The sequence below is a fragment of the Rhizobium hidalgonense genome, from assembly GCF_002914525.1.
Taxonomy (GTDB): Bacteria; Pseudomonadota; Alphaproteobacteria; order Rhizobiales; family Rhizobiaceae; genus Rhizobium; species Rhizobium hidalgonense.
Map to the genome: position 1 here is coordinate 106771 of NZ_LODW01000048.1, position 19891 is coordinate 126661.

A 19891-nucleotide genomic window follows, 5' to 3' on the forward strand; every position below is an offset into this window, starting at 1 on the left:
TTCCTTCTTAGCAATTTGCCGCGTCGGCAAAAACACCGCCAGTCGGCAAGACTGCTTGAATTCACAGGCAACAGCGCCATCTGCCCCCGAAGCCGACGCGACTGCCCGTGCGCAAGGTCGGCGGGCACCCAAGCAGCGGAACACGCAATCGCGTTCACCGGTGACTGGACAGCACCGGCGGCCCTTGCCTAAGGAACGGAAAAGTCGTCAATATGTGCCGAATATGAAATGGAGTGAGTGATTATGTTGGATGATGTTGTCGGAGCTTATAGCAGCCGTTTTCTGCTTGCCGCCGGTGGCGTCGGTCTGGCGCTTCTCCTGCTCATCCTGGTGCTTTGGGTGATCCGCAGCCGGGCGCCCTCGCCCTTTGTGCGCGGCGGCCGCAACCGCCAGCCCCGTCTGCAGGTCCTGGATGCCGCTGCTGTCGATACCCGTCGCCGGCTGGTGCTGGTGCGCCGCGATGACGTTGAGCATCTGATCATGATCGGAGGCCCGAGCGATATCGTCATCGAAAGCCGTATCCTGCCGGGAGCGGCCGAACAGGCGGAAACTGCCGACCGCCCGCAACACCTCGAACAGCCTCTAATATCCCCGCCGCGCCCGGAAACGCCACCGGTTTCTCCGCCCCGCTCCGCAGTTGCAGCGCCGGTCGAAGCCCCTGCCGCAGCCCGGGTCGAACCGGCCGCCGAGCCTACCTTCTCGGCACCGGTTTTCCCGGAGCCGCGCCCGCGCCCCGAACCGCAGGCCCAGCCGGCCGTTGCACCGCCGGTGGCGACCAGCCCTCTTCCGGCAAATCCCGTGACCGTGCCCCTGTCGGCCGAACGCGACGCTCCTCCGCCTGCCCCGCCCCAGCCGCGCCCGGAGCGGCCCGTCGCTCCCCCGGTCGCGCCCGCAGCCTTCCACGATACAGCAAGTGCGGCCGAGATTCTCGATGCCGCCCGCCAGCGCGTGCTGCCGCAGCAGCGCATCGAACCCGAGGTCTCCGCTCCATCTGTCCACGACATGCCGGCGGCCGCGCGCACGTCTGGAATGGACGATGGACCGGCACCGGCGATCCGCCGTGATTTTCAGCAGGTGCTGGAAGAGGAGATGTCGAACAATCTGACGGCCGAACGTATCGTCCCGGCGCCGGTAAACCAGGCCCCGCGTCAGGCCATACCGCAACCGCAGCCGGGCAATCAGCCGCGCCGCGATCCCGAGCTCGCCCCGATCACCGGCGCCGATACGGAACTGCAGAAGGAAGTCGCTCGCATCTTCGGCGAAATGAGCGTCAATCGCGACAAATGAGGGGAAACACGCCCGCATCACACCGGGCTGCCGCGCTTTCTCTTTCACCATGAAGTTGCACAAATGCCGCAACGCCGCGGCTTTTTCAGTTTCCCAATGTCTTGGGCCTCCCCATCACGTCAATCATTTGGTATCGATCGGGGTGAAGAGCGTTGGCGCATCTGAGGTTGCACTTTGCCTAAGTAAAAATCGGTCTCACTCCAGTTTCACCCGTATTGCCGCCTAGCGACACGCTGGCGGCATGCGACCATGTTCATCGGGTGGTGGCGAGAGACCGGTTTGGCATTGTTACAATATGCCATGTGCAGCGCCGCTGTCTCAGCTCTTCAGCCGCCCACAACATCGCCACACCGCGCCCGCAAGGGCTTTCTCATGCACCATCTCGATGGACTTCCGAACGGAAGACCAAGACGATATGTGCAAGACGCTTCGGGTCCGATGGACCATTATTCCCAAGATTGCTCCCCAACCTTGGGTTGCCTGCGGCGGATGCGGCGGCCTGAGAGCCTTCCAATCCAGCGGCAAGATTCGGCTCAATGCCAACGGCCGCAAGCTGGATGCCTGGCTTATCTACAAATGCCTGACCTGTGAAAGAACATGGAACCGGCCGATCATCGAGCGCCGCAATGTCCGTGACATCGATCCTGCGGTCCTCGACGCGCTGCAGTCCAACGATCGGGACTGGATCCGCGCGGAAAGTTTCAACCTCGATGCTCTCCGGCGCAAATCGCTGCGTGTCGACGAGTTTGCCGAAGTTGAAATCGCCAAGGAGATGCGGCACGAAACCGCAGATTGGACGAAATTGGCAATCGAACTGACGGTTCCGGTGCCAACAAGCACACGCCTCGACCGTCTGCTGTCCTCGGAACTGAAGCTTTCACGCGCGATGCTGCAGGCTCTTCACGCAGACGGCATGCTTCGGACGGATCCTGAGAAAGCAGACATTATGCGACGACGAATCAGGAATGGCACCCTCGTCACGATCGACCTCTCCAGGGAGGCCGGACGAGAGCAATCGTGGAAACCTCTGGCGACAGGCGATTCTGCCGTGGAGCGGTGATCGACGAACAAGCGCCGCGATCCGATCGCGGCGCTTGTTCTGCTCTCATATCTGCATGAAAACCCTTATTCGTCGCGATAGACTTTTTCGCGGCGTTCGTGGCGCTCCTGCGCCTCGATCGATAGCGTCGCGATCGGGCGGGCGTCGAGACGCTTGAGGCCGATCGGTTCGCCGGTTTCCTCGCAATAGCCGTAAGTACCGTCTTCGATGCGCTGCAGTGCCGCGTCGATCTTGGAAATCAGCTTTCTCTGCCGGTCGCGGGCGCGAAGTTCGATCGCCCGGTCGGTTTCCGACGACGCCCGGTCGGCGAGGTCGGGATGGTTTGCGCTTTCCTCGGCCAGGTGGTCGAGGGTTTCACGCGCTTCTCGAAGGATATCATTTCTCCATGCAACCAGCTTGGTCCTGAAGTAGGCACGCTGGTTTACGTTCATGAACTCTTCCTCTTCCGAGGGAACGTAATTGCTAAGATCGATCTTCTCACTCAACGCGATTCTCCTGAAGAACATCTCATCTGGGCGGGTGTATATCCCAAGCGCTAGCCGCGATTCAAGCCAAATACGACAGGTAAACAGATTTTTAAATCTGTTACAGTTTTAGGCTAACGATCTATTTTGTCATGGTTATTCCGGCCACCGTTTTCTTCTTCGCCTTCAAAACGCCGTGTTGTCAGCCACGTTTTGGGCAGTTGCGGCATGGCTGGCGATTGACGGCGGCCAAGTGCAACCGCTACTGAAAAGACCCGCCCGATCCTGGATTTGCCCATGACCGTACCGCTGCCTCCGCCCAACCGCATCTACCTCCTGCGTCATGCCGAGGCCGCCTGGGCCGAACCCGGGCAGCGCGATTTCGACCGGCCGCTCAACGAAAAGGGTTATGGCGATGCCGAGATCATTGCCGACAAGGCCGCCGACAAGGGCTACCGTCCCGATCTTCTGATCAGTTCAACGGCGCTGCGCTGCCGTGGCACCGCCGATGCGGTCCATCGGGCGATGGGCCTCACGCTCGACGTGCGTTATGTCGATGTGCTCTACAATGCCACTGTCGATAACTATCTCGAAATCGTCGATTCGCAGGATGAGGCGGCCGTCATGCTGGTCGGCCACAATCCAACCATGGAGCAGGCGCTGGAAGTGCTGATCGGCCATGAGGCGATGGTCAGCGCCCTTCCAGGCGGCTTCCCGACGGCCGGGCTTGCCGTCGTCGATTACGATGCTGTCGCCGCCGGCTGGCGTCTCACCGATTTCGTGGTCGTCTGAAAGCTTTCGCGCCGCGTCTTTTTCGGGCGGCGCGCCCTTCCTATATTGCCGGCAGTCACCAACCGGAATTGCGCCTTGCCGCCACGCCTGACATCTTTTGCCGACGACGCCCGCATCGCCCTCGACAATCTTGCCGATCGGGCAAGCGGCCTCGTCAACCCGACCGTGCGGCTCGGCGTTACCGGCCTCTCCCGGTCCGGCAAGACGGTCTTCATCTCCTCGCTGGTGCACAATCTCCTGCATGGCGGTCGCCTGCCGCTGTTCGAGCCGGTGCAATCCGGTCGTGTCTCGGCGGTGCGGCTGGAGCCGCAGCCCGATGATGCCGTGCCGCGCTTCCAGTACGAGGATCATATCCGCGCGCTGGTGAAAGACCGTAACTGGCCGGATTCGACCCGCGCCATATCGGAACTGCGCATCACGCTGGATTATCAGAGCGCCAGCGGCTGGAACCGGCTGTTTTTGCCCGGCCGCCTGTCGATCGACATCGTCGATTATCCCGGCGAATGGCTGCTCGACCTGCCGCTGCTCGGCAAGGACTACCGCACCTTCAGCGAGGAAACGATCGCGCTTGCGCAAACCGGCGTGCGCTCCGAATTGTCGCGCGGGTGGCTGGCGCTGACACATGCCGCCGATATCCGGGCCGGCGCCGACGAGATGGTCGCCCGCGACCTCGCCACCGCCTTTGCCGATTATCTCAAGGCCTGCAAGGCCGACGAACGTTCGCTCTCCACCCTGCCGCCCGGCCGGCTGCTGCTGCCCGGCGATCTCGACGGGTCGCCGGCGCTGACCTTTGCGCCGCTCGCCTTGCCGCCGGACGCCCGTCCCGGCCGAAACTCGCTCTGGACGATGATGGAGCGGCGTTACGAGGCCTATAAATCGGTTGTCGTCAAACCCTTCTTCCGCGAGCATTTCGCCCGGCTCGATCGCCAGATCGTGCTGGTCGATGCGCTGCAGGCGATGAACCGCGGGCCTGAAGCGGTGCAGGATCTGGAACGGGCGCTGACCGATGTGCTCGCCTGTTTCCGCCCCGGCACCAATTCGCTGCTCTCCTCGCTGCTCGGGCGCCGCATCGACCGCGTGCTGGTCGCCGCCACCAAGGCCGATCATCTCCATCATGAAAGCCACGACCGGCTCGATGCGCTGACCCGCCGCCTCGTCGATCGCGCCATCGACCGCATCGGCATGGCCGGCGCCGGCATCGACGTCATGGCGCTCGCCTCCGTGCGCGCCACTCGCGAGGCATCGGTCAAGCGCGACGGCCATGAGCTGCCCGTCATCGTCGGCACGCCGATGGAAGGTGAAACCATCGCCGGCGAGGTTTTCGACGGCCAGAGAAAGACCGCGATCTTCCCCGGCGACCTGCCGGCAGATCCGGAAAGCCTGTTCGACCGCATCGCTTCCGGCGAGACCGGCCTGCAACTGCCCGATGTCAATGTCGTCAGGTTCCGCCCGCCTCAGCTTGAGGAAACCGGCGGCGGCATCAAGCTGTCGGTGCCGCATATCCGCCTCGACCGCGCCATGCAGTTCCTGTTCGGAGACCGTCTCGCATGAGCATGCCCCCGTCCGATCCGCCGCGCCGTCCGCCCGCCGCGTTCACCTATGAGGATGAGGCCACCGAGCCGCGCGACAACGGCCGCCAAGGAGAGCAGCGGCGCAAGCCGGAAAGCTTTTCCGAAAACATCATCGTCACAGCTGATGAGGACGATCCCTTCCTCAATCCCGATAAGGATCTGAGCGCAGTCCCGGTCGCAACGCCACGCAAGCGCCGGACCTCGTTCGGCAAGATCGCTGCCGGCGCCTTCGGCATCCTGCTGTCGCTTGGCATCGGCCTCTGGACCGATCGCTTGATCCGCGATCTCTTCACCCGCGCCGACTGGCTGGGTTATGCGGCCCTTGCCGTGCTTGCGGTCGGTATCCTCGCCGTGCTTGCCCTCGTCATCCGCGAGACAGCCGGCATGATGCGCCTTGCCGCCGTCCAGGCGATCAAGGCCGAAGCGGAAGCGGCGATGGTCGAAACCCGGCCGGCAAAGGCGCGCGCGGTCGTTGACCGCCTCACCGCGCTGCTTTCGGCCAATCCCGAGACATCGAAGGGCCGCGCCACGCTGAAGGCGACGGAAGGCGAGGTCATCGATCCCCCGCATCTGATTGCGCTTGCCGAACGTGAATTGCTCGCGCCCCTTGACCGCAAGGCCCGCGCCCTGATCGTCAACGCCTCGAAACGCGTCTCGATCGTCACGGCCGTCAGCCCGCGCGCCGTGGTCGACCTGCTCTATGTGCTCTATGAGGCCGTGCGCCTCATTCGCGCCATGGCCGAGCTTTACGGCGGTCGCCCCGGCACCCTCGGCATGTTCCGTCTGCTGCGTGACGTGCTGGCGCATCTTGCCGTCACCGGTTCGATTGCCGTCGGCGACAGCCTCGTCCAGCAGGTGCTCGGCCATGGGCTGGCCTCCAGGCTCTCGGCCCGGCTTGGCGAGGGCGTTATCAACGGCCTGATGACCGCCCGCATTGGAATCGCGGCAATGGATCTCTGCCGCCCACTCGCCTTCCACGCCCTGAAGCGGCCGGGAATCGGTGACTTCATCGGCGATCTCACGCCCTCCATGTCACCGCGCGGCAACACTCCTTGATCGACGAGGCTAATCCTCAAGCGTGACCTTCCCCGGCGTAATGCCGAAGAAATTGTAGCAGATTCAAAGCTCTAACAGCGATAATTTAAAATTGTCGCCGCGCGAAAACCCTGTATCTCCGCGCATTTCGGCACAATCGAAAGGAAGGATTAACCATTATTCGGCAAAACTTGCTGCCAGTTCTTGAGTGGCGCTTGCCAAGGAAAATCCATGTATTCGCGCAAGTTTCTTATCATATGCGGCCTGGCCGCCGCGGCATTGTCTCCCGTCGCAGATGTCGCTCCGGCAGCCACCGCTGCCACCCGTGACAAGGCCTTCTTCGATTCCGTCGCCGGCTCCTGGAAGGGCCCGGGCGAAATCGTCGCCGGCAAATATAAGGGCACGAAATTCACCTGTAATCTGATCGGCGAGCCGACAGGTGACAGCGGTGCCGGCATCAAGCTCGACGGCACCTGCCGCGTCGGCGTCTTCAAGCAGCCGATGACCGCCGTCATTTCGCAGTCGGGCTCGACCTACAAGGGCAAGTTCCTCGACGGCGCCGCCGGCAAGGGTCTCGACGTCGTCTCCGGCGCCGTCAGCGAGGATACCGTCGTCGTCGGCATCAACCGCGCCAAGCTGAACGGCGCGATGATCGCTCGTGTACGCGACGACAAGACGATGAACGTCACCGTTTCGGTCAAGGTCGAAAGCCAGATGGTCCCAGTCATCGGCCTGACGCTGACCCGCCAGGTCGACGAGATGGCCGTCGGTTCGATCCAGTAGATAATCGCAGAGCGGATTTTCCTGAAGCGGCGGGTTTCCCGCCGTTTTCCGTTTCAGGATCTCCGCCTCAGTTTTGGAGCCACCAGTCGCGGCTGTTGTCGGCAATCTCGATACCCGCCACGTCCGCACCCGACAGCCAGTCGCTGACCGCCCTGCCCTTGACGAGCAGGCCCGGCGCGATATCGGCAAGCGGCATCAGCACGAAACCGCGATCGGTCATGCGTGGATGCGGCAGTTCCAGCCGCGGCGCCTCCTGGATGACGTCGCCATAGGTGAGCACGTCGATATCGAGTGTGCGCGGCCCCCAGCGCTCGATGCGCTCGCGTTTCATTTCCCGCTCGATCGACAGGCAGACATCGAGCAAAGCCTCGGGCGCCAGCCGGGTTTCGACGGCGGCGCAGGCATTGAAGAAGAAGGATTGATCCGTCTTGCCCCAGGGCGGCGTGCGATAGAGCCGCGAGACCGCCGTAACCCGGCAGTCACCTCGTCCATCCAGCCGCTGCAGTGCGGCGGCCATCGCCTTGACGGGATCGCCGATATTGCCGCCGAGCCCGAGTGTGGCGGATTGCAGTGCAGCCTCAGGCAAAGTGCTCAACGCTCACCTGCACGAAATCGAGCACGCCCGGCACCGGCGCGTTCGGCTTGCGCACCGTGATCTTCGCCCGCCGGACCTGCGGGAATCTCTGACACAGTCCCTTGGCGATATCGAGCGCCAGCGCCTCGATCAGGTAGCGCCGCTTGCCCGTGACGATCTGCTCGATCACGGTGAAGGCGATACCGTAATTGACGGTGTCGTCGATCGAATCGCTTTCCAGCGCCTCGCCGGCAACGACATCGAGCTCGGCATCGACGAAGAAGCGCTGACCGAGGAACTCCTCCTCGTCATGCACGCCGTGGCGCGCAAAGAAAGCGCAGTTCTGCAGCGTGATCGTGTAGGTGGTCATGTCGGCCGCTTCCTCTCGAATTCCTTGCGCGCATTCAACATAGCATCGGCGATGTCGAGCGCATCCCTGTTGATTGCGACATTGTGCACCCGGAAAACCGCAGCCCCCTGAAGTCTGAGCAGGGCGCTGGTAACAGCGGTCGCAGAATCCCTGTCTGCCGCCTCACGCCCCGTCACCGCGCCGAGGAAGCGCTTGCGCGACGTCCCGGCGAGCAGCGGCAGGCCGAAGCGGGAAAGTTCGGAAAACCGCGCCATCAGTTCCAGATTCTCCTCCGCCGTCTCCTTGGCGAAGCCGAAGCCCGGATCGAGCACGATGCGGTCGCTGTTGACGCCGGCTGCCGCCGCGATCGCAAGCGACCGTTTGAGAAAATGCACCTGGTCGGCGATGACGTCGGGAAGCTTCGCCCGGTCGCGGCCGGTATGCATGATACAGAGCCCGGCCCCGGTCGCCGCGGCGATGTCGGCGATATCGGGCTCCTTCTGCAGCCCGAACACGTCGTTGACGATATGGGCGCCGGCGCCGACGGCTAGCCGCGCCGTCTCGGCGCGATAGGTGTCGATCGAGATCAGCGCCTGGGTGCGCCCGCGCAGCGCCTCGATGACGGGTAGCACGCGGGCCTGCTCCTCGGATGGGCTGACGGCTGCGGCGTTCGGCCGGGTCGATTCGCCGCCGATATCGATAATCCCGGCACCCTCGCTCACCGCCCGCAGCGCCTGTTCGACCGCCGCATCGACGGTTTCAAACCGCCCGCCGTCGGAAAAGGAGTCCGGCGTCACGTTGATGATCGCCATGATCACCGAACGACGGCCGAGTTCGATCTGCCGGCCATGGCCGACACGCCATAAACTGCCTTCGAGCCCTCTCACCAGACTTATCCCATCGATCATGAAAAAAGCGCCATCCGATATTGCGCTTGCGGTGGCTATGCCCCAAGCTCCTGTCGATTTCAACACGGGTTGCGTTCAGAATGCCGCTTGCAGTGCGTTATATGGTCCTTCCTATTGCCTATTCCATTGGTCTTTCCGTCTGCAGCCCGGTGGCAGCAGAAGTGATCGCATCGAAAAGCTATTCCTATTTCAGCATCCGCGGCAAAACCGCGGATGAGCTCGACCGCGAACTCAGCCGGCGCGGCCCAACCTCGAGCGGCTCTTCGGCGCGCCATCCGGGTGCCACGAAGATCCGCTTTGGCGGTGAAGCCACCTATATCCAGGATAGCGGACGCTGCCGCGTCGGTAACGTCAAGGTTACGGTCCACACCCAGATCATCCTGCCGCGCTGGAGCAACCGTAAGGGCGCCAGCAAGGAGCTGTCGATGATCTGGGACGCCCTGTCGAGCGATATCAAGCGCCACGAGGAGCGCCATGCCGAAATCGCCCGCGATCAGGCCCGCGCCATGGAACGCGCCATCCGCGCGCTGCCGCAGCAGCGCAGCTGCGAGGCCATGCAGGAACTCGTCTCCGGCGAATCAGCTCGCGGTATAGACGAGCACGATCGACAGCAGGCGCGATTCGACCGGGTCGAGGCGGTCAACTTCCAGAAGCGCATGCTGAGATTGCTGAACAATCGAATCAACGGCCGAGCCGGCGAAAAATAGGGCTTTTTCGCTCTGGTTGCGAGCGGAAAACCTTAGCTGCACAACGAAACTTGTGCGAAACTTGTCCCCTCCCCAGTGATTGAATGGTCATTTTTCATCCTGGCAGACTCAACCGGAACGCGTTAATATGAACACATTCGAAAGTGCAGCTACGGCATCTGCCCTTTCATCGCTGGGTTCTCCTGGCGCGTTCCGAAGCCGCGGATGTTCCTCCCTCATCCGTAGGTAATGCGCCCGCCTCGCCTCGCTCGCACCAGCGCGCGAGGCGTCTTTTTTGTGGATCTTATTCCGGCGAAGTTTGAAGCGCGGGCGCGCTTAAGCCTGGCGTTCCGGCACGTGCACCACGAGCCCGTCATAGACAGCCTTCATGCGGATCTGACAGGACAGCCGCGAGGTCGGGCGCACATCGAAGGCGAAGTCGAGCATATCCTCTTCCATCGCTTCCGGCTGGCCGACCTGCTCGGTCCATGCCTCGTCGACATAGACATGACAGGTCGCGCAGGCGCAGGCGCCGCCGCACTCAGCCTCGATACCGGGCACCGAATTGCGCACGGCATTCTCCATGACGGTGGAGCCTTGGTCGACGTCGAGGTCGAAGCGCGTGCCGTCGAAGGCGACGATGGTAAGTTTGGGCATCAGGACTATTTCCGGTCTTCAAATGATGGGCGGATTTTCTTCCGACAATTCGACGCTTCAGTCAACATTGGGAAAGTCGCCATAACCTCGCAGATCGAGCCTTCGGCCGCCGTCTTCAAAGCGTCATGGAAGACGTCGCAAAAAGACCCGAGGTTCCGCAATGGAACAACGGGTCTTTCAAACGACATCTCAAACAGCGATCAGCCGCGGCAGAGCTTCAGGATGAAATTCTCAGCGTCGATGACGGCGGCGCCGAGCGCTGCCGTCGCCCCGGCGTCACCGCCGGTCTCCTCGACGGCTTCGGCCGTCTGCGACACGCGGAACGCACCTACCGAGCTTGCCGCGCCCTTCAGGCGGTGCGCGGCCGCGCCGACGCGGATGGTTTCGCCGCTGGCTATATCCTGCAGACATGCGCGAGCCTGGCGCGCAAACATCTGAAGGACTTCGATTTCCAGCGACTTGTCGCCCATCGTCTGCTTGGCGAGATGGACGAGATCGATCGGCCGGACCTTCGAGGGACAGGGTCCCTTTGCATTGTCCGGCGCCTCGAATACGATGTTCAATGCTGCCATCTGAGCTGCCATTGCCAATTCTCCCGTCTCGTGTCGTGCGCAGTTGCTACCGTTCTGCGACAGGAGGGTGGCCATCACGTTAAATTCCGGCACATGCGGGCTGGAAATCTCGCCACATGGTTAACGTCCGTTAAATATCCCTAAATTATTGGTTTTTAAGCGGTGTCACGGATTCAAAGATGTTAACAACGGGTTAACGAGCCGCAAATCTCAAGCCTTCATTAATTGTGTGAAGAGCCCAGATGTGTCACTACGATACTGGTAGAGCGGGTTTATGGTACGCGCCTTTGCCGAGCGAGTGGATAATGGTAGTGTTTTGATACCTTCCGTTTGAAAAAGCGGCTATCTACTCTGAAATGACATGCTTATCCGTCCGTCGTTGGGATGGAAGGCTGGAACGGCAAAGTTGTTCTCCGGGTGAGGCGGAAGCCCGGAATTGCGCTGCCGGATCGGCCGACAGTAACGAGGCATAACCAATGGCGAACAATAGATATAACGAGTCGATCGAGGACAAGGCGTTCAAGGCATTGGACGAGGCCCTCCAGATCGACTTCGGCAAAGATAACGTGCCGTCTCGCCGCGGCGACGCGCCTGAGGCCCCGGAGGCTAATGTGTCTGATCCAGTAAATGCGCGTAACCAGCAGGCCCAGGAAGAAGCGCAGCGCCGCAACCGCCGCGGTGGCGCCGGCGAGCCGGCTTCCAGGGGGCCGGCTTTCACGCCCGCCAACGATGCCAGCCGCAACACGCCCGCCTCGATCCTGAAATCTTTCGACGGCTCCTCCAGCCGCTCGGCGGTGCGCACCGCCACACTGTTCTCCGTACTCTGGGTCATGGGCGGACTCGGCCTCATGTCGCTGCTGTATGGTCCACAGATCTGGCAGATCCGTTCGCTCGCCGATCTCGTCGCCCTGCCCGGCGTCATCGCCGGCCTCGTCGGCATCATTATCCCCGTGATGATGTTCTATGCTTTCGCCATCATGATCGCCCGCGCCCAGGACATGCGCAACGCCGCCCGGTCGATGGCGGAGGTGGCATTGCGCCTGGCGGAGCCGGAAACCATCGCCTCCGAACGCATCATGACCGTCGGCCAGGCCGTGCGCCGTGAGGTCTCGGCCATGAATGAAGGCATCGAGCGCACCATCGCGCGTGCCTCCGAGCTGGAAACGCTCGTCCATTCCGAAGTCAATGCACTTGAACGTTCCTATGCCGACAACGAGCTGCGCGTCCGCGGCCTCGTCCACGAACTCGGCTCCGAGCGCGAGGCGATCGTCAACCATGCCGACCGCATCCGCACCTCGATCGGCAGCGTCCACGACCAGTTGAAGGAAGAGCTGTCGCTGGCGACCGAAGAGATCGCGGTGCGGCTTTCTACATCGGGCGAAGCCTTTGCCTCGCTGATCGATACGCGCGCCGCGACGATTCTGGAAAAATCCGACAATGCCCTGCAGTCGATCGGCAGCCTGCTCGCCGCCAAGACCGATAGCCTGTTGCAGACACTGAACGCATCGGGCTTCGCGCTCGCCACCGAATTCGACAACCGCCTCGAAGCGCTCTCGGTCAACCTCAATGACCATGGTGAAAAGCTGCTCAGCCAATTCGAGACGCGCGCCTCGACCATGGACAGCAGCACCGAGAAGCTGAATGCCGCGCTGCAGGAGCGCACGCAGCAGCTCAGCGAGATCCTGATCGCCCGCACCCGCGAGATCAATGAGAGCCTGACATCGGGCGAACGCACCATCGGCGGGACGCTCGACGACGTGCTGTCGAAGCTGAATAGCGCCCTTGATGAAAAGGGCGCGAGCTTCCGCCAGAGCCTGCAGAGCACCGCCGACGACGCCGTCATGGATCTCGACGTGCGCTCCGGCTTCTTCGAAGAGCGGCTGCAGACGACGGTTGCCCAGCTGTCCACCGCCTTCGACGAACGCGTCGCTGAATTCACCAGCGCCTTCGACAAACGCACCGGCTCGCTCGACACCAAGCTGATGGAGAGCCTCGCTCGCATCAACGAGACGCTGACCGGCGGCTCGGATTCGATCGACGGCATCCTGAGTTCCGGCATCGACCGGCTCGGCACCTCGATGACCGACCAGCAACTGGCGCTCGCCACGGCACTCGCCACCGGCCATGACGTGCTGGAAAGCACGCTGGGCACCCGGGCCGACGAAATTACCACCGCCCTCACCGGCCGCACCGGCGAACTGACGTCGGCGCTGCAGAGTGCCACCTCGGAAATCGCGCTGACGCTTGCATCCGGCACCTCCGAGCTGCAGAACAATCTGCAGGCACGCTCGGCCGAATTCCGCGACACGCTGCGCACCACCACCACCGATCTGACCACCGCCGTTGCCGCCGGCACCGAGCAGGTGACTGCAGCCTTCGGCGGTCGCGCCGAGGAGCTGAGCGGTGTGCTTGCTGCCCGTACGGCAGAAATCAGCGAGGCGCTCGGCACGGCCCACGGCCGCATCGACAGCGTCATGGCCGAGCGCGGCGGCGCCCTGGTCGACGCGCTCACCACCCATCACGGCCGCTTCGAAGAAGCGCTGACGACCCGCGCCGACGCCATCATCGATGCCGTCTCCGGCACCCATGACCGCCTGGCCGAGACGCTTGACGAAAAGGCCATGGCGCTCGCCATCTCCCTGAACGAGAGCCAGGCCCGCATCGAGGATACGCTCGAGACCCGCTCCGGAGCGCTGCTGAGCGCGGTATCGGGCACGCATGACCGCCTCTCCGAGACGCTCGATGAAAAGGCGATGGCGCTCGCCATTTCGCTAAACGAAAACCAGGCCCGCATCGAGGATACGCTCGAGACCCGCTCCGCCGCCCTGCTGAACGCCGTCTCCGGCACCCATGCCCGCCTCTCCGAAACTCTGGACAGCAAGGCGGCCGCCCTGACCACCTCGCTCGACGAGCGCCATGCCCGCATCGACAATGCACTTGGAACGCGTGCAGAGGCGTTGCTGAACACCGTGTCCGGCACGCGTGATCGCCTTGCCGAGACCCTCGACGAAAAGGCCGCCGCCTTCGCCATTTCCTTGAACGAGAGCCAGGCCCGCATCGAAGAGACGCTCCAGACCCGCTCGGCGGCTCTGCTGAACGCTGTCTCCGGCACCCATGACCGCCTGTCCGAAACGCTGGAAGACAAGGTCGCAGCTTTTGCTACCTCGCTCAGCGAAGGCCACGCCCGCATCGACGAGACGCTCGAAAGCCGCTCCGCGGCTCTGCTGAATGCCGTCTCCGGCACCCATGACCGCCTCTCCGAGACGCTGGACGAAAAGGCGATGACACTCGCCATCTCCTTGAATGAGAGCCAGTCGCGGATCGAAGACACGCTGGAAGCGCGCTCCGAAGCCTTCCTGAAGGCTGTGTCCGGAACGCATGACCGTCTTTCGGAAACGCTCGACAAAAAGTCGGCAGCTCTCGCCGCCTCGCTGAATGAGGGCCAGAGCCGCCTGCAGGACACGCTGGAGAGCCGCTCGGAATCCTTCCTCAATGCGGTCTCCGCCACCCACGACCGTCTGTCCGAAACGCTCGACGACCGGGCGATGGCGCTTGCCATTTCGCTGAACGAGAGCCAGAGCCGTCTCGAAGAGACCCTGACATCAGGCGCCGATGCAATCACCCAAGCGGTCTCCGGTACGCATGACGGCCTGAACGGTGTGCTCGACCGGAAGGCAGCGGCCATTGCCACCTCTCTGAATGAAGGCCAGGCCCGCCTCGAGGAAGCCTTAGTGCACCGCACCGCTGCGATCATCGGCGCGGTAACGGCAACCCACGACCGGCTGACCGACACGCTCGACGAAAAGACCATGGCGCTCGCCATTTCGCTCGACGATAACCAGAGCCGCTTCGACAGTGTGCTCGAAGCGCGCAGCAACGCCATCATGGAGGCCGTCTCCGGCGCCGAGTCACGCGTTGCCGGCGCCTTCACCGACAAGACCGATGCCATCCGCGCCGCCTACACCGACAATCAGCAGCGGCTCGAAAATGCGCTTTCCGAGCATAGTGCCGCCCTTTCGGGCGTTCTCGATGCCGGCGGCGCTCGCTTCGAGGATCTCGTCGGCGGCCTGACCGGCCGCATCGAAGGCCGGCTGAGCGATGCCCATGCACGGCTCGGAGGCCTTGCCGACGAGACCGCGGCGCGTATCGAAGGCGGGCTCACCTCCGCCCACGAGCGCATCCGCACGACGCTTGAGGATCGCGCCAACGCCATCGACCTGTCGCTGAACCAGGCTCATGCGCTGATCAGCGATACGCTGACCGAACACGCAACCAGCATCGGCACCTCGTTGGCGACGAGCGTCAGCATGCTCGAAATGTCGCTGGAGGACCGTGAAGCTTCGATCCGCCAGGCCATCGATGCCAGCGCCCAGACGTTGGAAGACCGCATGCATGCCGGCGCCGGCCAGATCGCCGGCCGCTTCCAGGAGGCGGCAAATGCGATTTCGAGTTCCACGCAGAATTTCTCCGCCCAACTCGATCAGTCGGTCGAAAACCTGACGGGCCGTTTTGAAGAAACCGGATCGCGTGTGGAATCCAGTCTTGCAGCGATCGAAACTCGCATCAGCAACGGCGTCGGCGGTGTTGCCGAAAGGGTCGAAGCGGCCAGCGGCCAGCTCTCCAGCGTGCTTGCCGACGGCATCTCCCGTCTCGGCGCGCTCGGCGACGACGCCAACCGGCGCATCTCGGCAACGCTCGAAGGCAGCGCCGCAAACCTTACTCAGGCGATCGACAGCCGCGCTGCCAATCTGGCCGAGACGCTCGACAGCCGGACCACCACCCTGACCGGCGCCATCGACGGCCGCACCGTGAGCCTCGGTGAAACCCTCGACCGCGGCAATGAACGCATCGAGGAACGTCTCTCCACCATGGACCGTGCCTTGACAGTCGGCCTGGAGGCCGTCAACCGCACCATCGAGGGCAAGGCCGCCGGCCTCGCCTCGACGCTGCGCAGCGCCGTTGCCGAAGCAGCCCAGGGAATGGAAGGCGAAGCGACGAGAACCACCGAGCTGCTCGGCAAGACCGGCCAGCAATTCGCCGAAGATCTTAATACGAAAAGCGACGAATTCACCCGCACCATGGATGAGCGCTCGTCGCAGATCGTCACCCGCGTCACCGAGGCCCAGAGCCGGCTGGCGAGCCAGGCCGCAGCCGTCGCCCAGACCTTCTCGGAAGCCGGCAACGCCATCGTCAACAAGGTTGCCGAGGCAGAGACCATCGTCGGCAAGCAGGTCAATGCCATCTCCAAGGCGCTGTCGGATGCCGGCCAGTCGCTGGAGACGCGCGGCGACGCCATCCGCTCGACGCTGTCGGGGGCCGGCAGCGAGATTTCCACCACGATGGCGGATGTCGATCGGGCGCTCGAAGCCCGCAGCAGTGCTATCCGCTCCAATCTCGAAGAGCGCGCCCGCGAGATCGATACGACCTTCTCCGGCATCGACCGGGCGCTCGAAGCACGCGGCGATTCGATCCGCGCGACACTCGAAGAGCGCACCCGCGACCTCAATTCGATGCTAGCAGGCCGTTCGGTCGAATTGACCCGCATCCTCGACGAAACCGCCCGTCCGATCATCGACCGATATACCGATGCCGGCGAACAGGCCGCCGCCCGCATCACCGCCGCGGCCAACCTCAGCGCCGACCGTCTGCGCGCCGAAAACGAAGCGCTCGCCAGCGCCGTTGCTGCCCGCACCGAGAATGTCGCCAATGCCGTTAGCGCCATCGAAAACAGCCTGGTCGGCAACGTCAACGGCCTCGTCGAGCGCATGGCGGAAAGCAGTGCGGCGATGGCGATGATGATGAACCGCGCCGCCGAACAGCTGACGAGCGTCGACAGCCGTCTCGGCGACACCACCACGCGCTTTGCCGACTCCGCCACCAAGGCTGCCGAGATGGTCAACGCCTCGACCCGGCTTCTCGAAGGCAAGGTCGACCGCCTCTCCGACATTTCCGGCCAGACGCTGTCGCAGGTCGGCGGCATCATCGGCCGTTTCGACGAGCACTCCAAGGTGCTGACACAGGCCTCGCAGCTTCTCGGCGCAGCCCAGTCCAACCTTGCCTCGACGCTCGAGGAACGCGAAGGCGCGCTGCAGGCGCTCTCCGTCAGCCTGGTCCAGCGCTCCGACGAAATCGAAAAGACCATGCGCGGCCTCGGCGGCATGATCGAGACCGTGTTCGAGCGCGCCGAACAACGCTCCAGCCAGGTCACCGGCAATCTGCGCCAGGGCGTGCAATCCTCCTTCGCCGATATCGGCCGCATTCTCACCGAAACCGAGAAGCGCGCCCAGGAAGCCGCCGAGACGATGCGCGAGGCGATCACCCGGGCCGGCGACGAGGCCAATACGACGATCGACGGCACCTTCGCCAATGTCGAGCGTCGAACCGGCGACCTCTCCAATCGTATTCGCGGTGGCCTGACGGCTTCGCTGTCGGAAGTCGAGCGCATGCTCGGCGAGGCCGGCCGCGCCTCCGACGGTGCCGCCCAGCACATGCGCGAAGCGTTGCGCGAGGCAATCGATGATGCCGTCGGCCGCTTCTCCGGCGCCACCGATGATATCCGCCGCTCCGCCGTCGACATCCGCAACGAGCTCGACGCCACCCGCGCCGAGTTGAAGCGCGGCGCCTTCGACCTTCCCGAGGAAGCCAAGGAAAGCGCCTCGGCCATGCGCCGGGCCGTCGCCGAGCAGATCAAGGCGCTGCAGGATATCTCCCAGCTCGTCGGCCGCTCCAGCCAGCAGCTTGAGATTTCCGAGCCCGTCGCCCGCACGCTCGCTCAGGCGCAGCCGGCCCCGCGTGCCGCCCCGCCGATAGCAACTCAGCCGGTGGCAAGTCAGCCGGTGGCACATCAGCCGCCGCAGCCGGCAGCGCCCCCGCCGATCGAAGCGACGGGCCTGCGCGGAACGATCGCTCCGACGGTATCCGCTGCCGCCTCCCAGCGCGCCGCTCCGCAGCCTGCCGCTGCCCGTCAGGAACAAGGCCGCCAGGAACCGGCTCGCGCCGAAAGTGGCGGCTGGATCAGCGATCTCCTGCGCGGCGCATCGCGTGAGGAGGCCGCTGAAGAGGCGCCTGCCCGCACCCCGGCGCCAACGGCAGCACCGGCTGCGCGCAGCAATGATCTGCGCAATCCGCGCCACGTGGTCGAATCGCTGAATTCGCTTTCGGTCGATATCGCCCGCGCCATCGATCACGACGCCTCGGTCGATCTCTGGCGCCGTTATCAGCGCGGCGAGCGCGACGTCTTCACCCGTCGCCTCTATACGCTGAAGGGCCAGCAGACCTTCGATGAGATCAAGCGCAAATACGACCGCGAACCGGAATTCCGCACCGCCGTCGACCGCTATATCGGTGATTTCGAGAAGCTGCTCGCCGACGTTGCCCGTACCGATCCGAACCAGACCGTCTCGCAGTCCTACCTCACCTCGGATACGGGCAAGGTCTATACCATGCTCGCCCATGCAGCAGGCAGGCTCAGCTGAGCCTGTTTGTAACCATCGATCGTTTATGACCGAATTGGACAGAAAGCCGCCGCCACACATGTCGGGCGGCTTTCGTTTGTCGGAAGGGCGCGACCGAGAACGCCTATCGTGAGGTATCCGAAATGACCAAGGCCCTGCTGATCATCGATGTGCAGAATGCAATTCTTTCCGGAAAAGCCGGGCCGGAGCGCCAACCGCATATCGATGCCGCGCTGGACGAGACCGTCGCGCGCCTGGCCGCGCTTCAAGAAAATGCCCGGCAGGCGAGCGCGCCGGTCGTGCTGGTCCAGCATGACGGCGACACCGGCCATCGATTGGCAGTCGGCACGGAAGGATGGGTGTTGCGTCAGGAGATTGCGCCGAAACCAGGCGAGGTCGTCGTCCGCAAGAAAAGCGCCGACTCATTCTTCGAGACCGATCTGGCCGAACGTCTGAGCGAACGCTCGGTCACCCACCTCGTCATCGGCGGCTGCATGTCGCAATTCTGCGTCGACACGACGGTCAGGCGCGCCGTTTCCCTCGGATATGACGTAACGTTGATTGCCGATGGTCACACCACCGGCGATACGGCAACCCTCACCTTCTCCGAGATTATCGCCCACCACAATGAAACGCTCGACGGTTTCGACGCGGGCAAGGCGACGGTAGACATCCGTCCGGCCGCCGGGATCACCTTTTCATAAGCCTTGGCCACGGAAAGACCCGGACCGCCAGGCGGTCCCGATCGTCTGTCTTTCACTGTTCGGCTGCTATGCTCCAATTGTAAACGCATCGATCGAGGCCGATGGCGATTTCGAGCACGAGGACGTCGTGATCTATGGCCGCTCCCTTCTTGGGTTGCGACCGGTAGCGCTGCGGAAAATCGGTGCGCCGCGAGATCGAGCAGACCTCCATCCACTTGTCGCCATTGTCGACCTCGATATCCATCGTCACCTCGGAATAGGCGGGCAGCCGGTCGGAGGCGACGATCCGCGTCGGCAGGTGGATCAGCGAGGCGATCATGCGGCGCACCGGTTCGAGGCAGGCGGCGTGATAGTCGTTGCCGCTGTCGGCCGTGAAGGCACATTGGAATTCGATCTGCCAGAACTCCTTCAGCCGCATATGTTTGGTCGGCTGTTCCTGCTCACGGCGATAGGACCGGCCGGCCTGCCAGATACAGAGCGGCAGCCGCGTCTTTGAGTGATTGCCGAGAATATGCTGCATATAGGCATAGGTCGACGGCGTCGTCTCAGGCCTCAGCACCAATGTTGTATCCCCGGCTGAGAGCGCCTCCTGAACCCAGATATCGGCATTCGAATAGGCGCTTGACACCAGCGACCGCGGCATCAGCGCCGGCGCCTCGACTCTTCTGATATCCCAGGCCGGATTGATGGATCTGAGAAAACTGCGGACCTCTTGCGAGAAAAAGCCGATCATATGATCGCGCAGATGGATCTCGCGCTCCTCCCAATGGACGAGCGAATTGACATGATAAAGATTGAGCACGGTGCCTGTCTCCCTGGCAGCGTTGATTGACGTGGTGAGGGGCTTTACGTCCAGCCGCGCGCCGGACGCTCAGAGCGCCCGCACGTCACAGCAGGACGCGGAGACCTCGTCCGTCAAAAGCGCGCACAATCGCGACCTGCAGGCAGGTGCCGATATGGCGGGAGAAAGGCGCGCGCTTCATGCTCATGTTGAA

General features: G+C 63.3%; 16 protein-coding genes. 9 read left to right on the plus strand and 7 right to left on the minus strand.

Going from position 1 to position 19891, the window contains the following annotated elements; translation table 11 throughout:
* Positions 1 to 243 precede the first annotated feature (243 nt).
* Complete coding sequence (locus ATY29_RS10450; protein ID WP_097532682.1) at positions 244 to 1287, plus strand: flagellar biosynthetic protein FliO; 1044 nt, start codon at positions 244 to 246, stop codon at positions 1285 to 1287.
* Positions 1288 to 1702: 415 nt separating this feature from the next.
* Positions 1703 to 2347: a DUF1062 domain-containing protein gene (locus tag ATY29_RS10455; protein ID WP_244597390.1), complete on the plus strand. Its 645-nt coding sequence runs from the start codon at positions 1703 to 1705 to the stop codon at positions 2345 to 2347.
* A 65-nt stretch (positions 2348 to 2412) separates the two neighbouring features.
* On the opposite strand, the gene dksA is transcribed toward ATY29_RS10455, so the two are convergent.
* On the minus strand, positions 2413 to 2832 hold the full coding sequence (gene dksA / locus ATY29_RS10460; RefSeq protein ID WP_003569003.1) for an RNA polymerase-binding protein DksA: 420 nt from the start codon (positions 2830 to 2832) through the stop codon (positions 2413 to 2415).
* A gap of 276 nt (positions 2833 to 3108) precedes the next feature.
* On the opposite strand from dksA, the gene ATY29_RS10465 reads away from it, so the two are divergent.
* From ATY29_RS10465 to ATY29_RS10480, 4 genes are all read left to right on the plus strand, one after another.
* Complete coding sequence (locus tag ATY29_RS10465) at positions 3109 to 3603, plus strand: SixA phosphatase family protein (RefSeq protein WP_025416290.1); 495 nt, start codon at positions 3109 to 3111, stop codon at positions 3601 to 3603.
* A gap of 75 nt (positions 3604 to 3678) precedes the next feature.
* Positions 3679 to 5154, plus strand: a complete 1476-nt coding sequence (locus tag ATY29_RS10470) for a YcjX family GTP-binding protein (RefSeq protein WP_097532684.1) — start codon at positions 3679 to 3681, stop codon at positions 5152 to 5154.
* On the plus strand, positions 5151 to 6230 hold the full coding sequence (locus tag ATY29_RS10475) for a YcjF family protein (RefSeq protein ID WP_097532685.1): 1080 nt from the start codon (positions 5151 to 5153) through the stop codon (positions 6228 to 6230). Before ATY29_RS10470 ends, ATY29_RS10475 begins: the two co-directional genes overlap by 4 nt.
* A gap of 210 nt (positions 6231 to 6440) precedes the next feature.
* The gene (locus tag ATY29_RS10480; RefSeq protein ID WP_003569009.1) at positions 6441 to 6992 is read left to right on the plus strand and encodes a hypothetical protein; all 552 of its coding nucleotides are present in this window, start codon (positions 6441 to 6443) and stop codon (positions 6990 to 6992) included.
* 67 nt (positions 6993 to 7059) lie between these two features.
* Here ATY29_RS10480 and folK read toward each other — a convergent pair whose 3' ends face one another.
* The 3 genes from folK to folP are packed head-to-tail and all read right to left on the minus strand — an operon-like array spanning position 7060 to position 8802.
* The gene (gene folK, locus ATY29_RS10485) at positions 7060 to 7578 is read right to left on the minus strand and encodes a 2-amino-4-hydroxy-6-hydroxymethyldihydropteridine diphosphokinase (protein WP_172643045.1); all 519 of its coding nucleotides are present in this window, start codon (positions 7576 to 7578) and stop codon (positions 7060 to 7062) included.
* Positions 7571 to 7936, minus strand: a complete 366-nt coding sequence (folB, locus tag ATY29_RS10490) for a dihydroneopterin aldolase (protein WP_097532686.1) — start codon at positions 7934 to 7936, stop codon at positions 7571 to 7573. Before folB ends, folK begins: the two co-directional genes overlap by 8 nt.
* The gene (gene folP / locus ATY29_RS10495; RefSeq protein WP_025416294.1) at positions 7933 to 8802 is read right to left on the minus strand and encodes a dihydropteroate synthase; all 870 of its coding nucleotides are present in this window, start codon (positions 8800 to 8802) and stop codon (positions 7933 to 7935) included. Before folP ends, folB begins: the two co-directional genes overlap by 4 nt.
* Before the next feature lie 101 nt (positions 8803 to 8903).
* Here folP and ATY29_RS10500 point away from each other — a divergent pair, with 101 nt between their 5' ends.
* Positions 8904 to 9530: a DUF922 domain-containing Zn-dependent protease gene (locus ATY29_RS10500; RefSeq protein ID WP_097532687.1), complete on the plus strand. Its 627-nt coding sequence runs from the start codon at positions 8904 to 8906 to the stop codon at positions 9528 to 9530.
* A 315-nt stretch (positions 9531 to 9845) separates the two neighbouring features.
* Here the strand turns inward: ATY29_RS10500 and ATY29_RS10505 are convergent, their stop codons facing one another.
* Together ATY29_RS10505 and ATY29_RS10510 are read right to left on the minus strand one after the other, a co-directional pair.
* A complete protein-coding gene (locus ATY29_RS10505) occupies positions 9846 to 10166 on the minus strand; it encodes a 2Fe-2S iron-sulfur cluster-binding protein (protein WP_003569017.1) in 321 nt (106 codons plus the stop codon).
* 200 nt (positions 10167 to 10366) lie between these two features.
* The gene (locus ATY29_RS10510) at positions 10367 to 10750 is read right to left on the minus strand and encodes an Hpt domain-containing protein (protein WP_003569019.1); all 384 of its coding nucleotides are present in this window, start codon (positions 10748 to 10750) and stop codon (positions 10367 to 10369) included.
* Positions 10751 to 11214: 464 nt separating this feature from the next.
* Here ATY29_RS10510 and ATY29_RS10515 point away from each other — a divergent pair, with 464 nt between their 5' ends.
* Together ATY29_RS10515 and ATY29_RS10520 are read left to right on the plus strand one after the other, a co-directional pair.
* Complete coding sequence (locus tag ATY29_RS10515) at positions 11215 to 18213, plus strand: apolipoprotein A-IV repeat region-like domain-containing protein (RefSeq protein WP_097532688.1); 6999 nt, start codon at positions 11215 to 11217, stop codon at positions 18211 to 18213.
* Positions 18214 to 18335: 122 nt separating this feature from the next.
* Positions 18336 to 18896, plus strand: a complete 561-nt coding sequence (locus ATY29_RS10520) for a cysteine hydrolase family protein (protein ID WP_097532689.1) — start codon at positions 18336 to 18338, stop codon at positions 18894 to 18896.
* Between the two features lie 52 nt (positions 18897 to 18948).
* On the opposite strand, the gene ATY29_RS10525 is transcribed toward ATY29_RS10520, so the two are convergent.
* Positions 18949 to 19698, minus strand: a complete 750-nt coding sequence (locus ATY29_RS10525) for an aminoacyl--tRNA ligase-related protein (RefSeq protein ID WP_097532690.1) — start codon at positions 19696 to 19698, stop codon at positions 18949 to 18951.
* Between the last annotated feature and the right edge of the window lie 193 nt (positions 19699 to 19891).

Coding starts and splice junctions, on each gene's coding strand:
- ATY29_RS10450 (WP_097532682.1), top strand. CDS start 244: ATGTTGGATGATGTTGTCGGAGCTTATAGCAGCCGTTTTCTGCTTGCC.
- ATY29_RS10455 (WP_244597390.1), top strand. CDS start 1,703: ATGTGCAAGACGCTTCGGGTCCGATGGACCATTATTCCCAAGATTGCT.
- ATY29_RS10465 (WP_025416290.1), top strand. CDS start 3,109: ATGACCGTACCGCTGCCTCCGCCCAACCGCATCTACCTCCTGCGTCAT.
- ATY29_RS10475 (WP_097532685.1), top strand. CDS start 5,151: ATGAGCATGCCCCCGTCCGATCCGCCGCGCCGTCCGCCCGCCGCGTTC.
- ATY29_RS10480 (WP_003569009.1), top strand. CDS start 6,441: ATGTATTCGCGCAAGTTTCTTATCATATGCGGCCTGGCCGCCGCGGCA.
- folB (WP_097532686.1), bottom strand. CDS start 7,936: ATGACCACCTACACGATCACGCTGCAGAACTGCGCTTTCTTTGCGCGC.
- ATY29_RS10500 (WP_097532687.1), top strand. CDS start 8,904: ATGCCGCTTGCAGTGCGTTATATGGTCCTTCCTATTGCCTATTCCATT.
- ATY29_RS10505 (WP_003569017.1), bottom strand. CDS start 10,166: ATGCCCAAACTTACCATCGTCGCCTTCGACGGCACGCGCTTCGACCTC.
- ATY29_RS10510 (WP_003569019.1), bottom strand. CDS start 10,750: ATGGCAGCTCAGATGGCAGCATTGAACATCGTATTCGAGGCGCCGGAC.
- ATY29_RS10515 (WP_097532688.1), top strand. CDS start 11,215: ATGGCGAACAATAGATATAACGAGTCGATCGAGGACAAGGCGTTCAAG.
- ATY29_RS10520 (WP_097532689.1), top strand. CDS start 18,336: ATGACCAAGGCCCTGCTGATCATCGATGTGCAGAATGCAATTCTTTCC.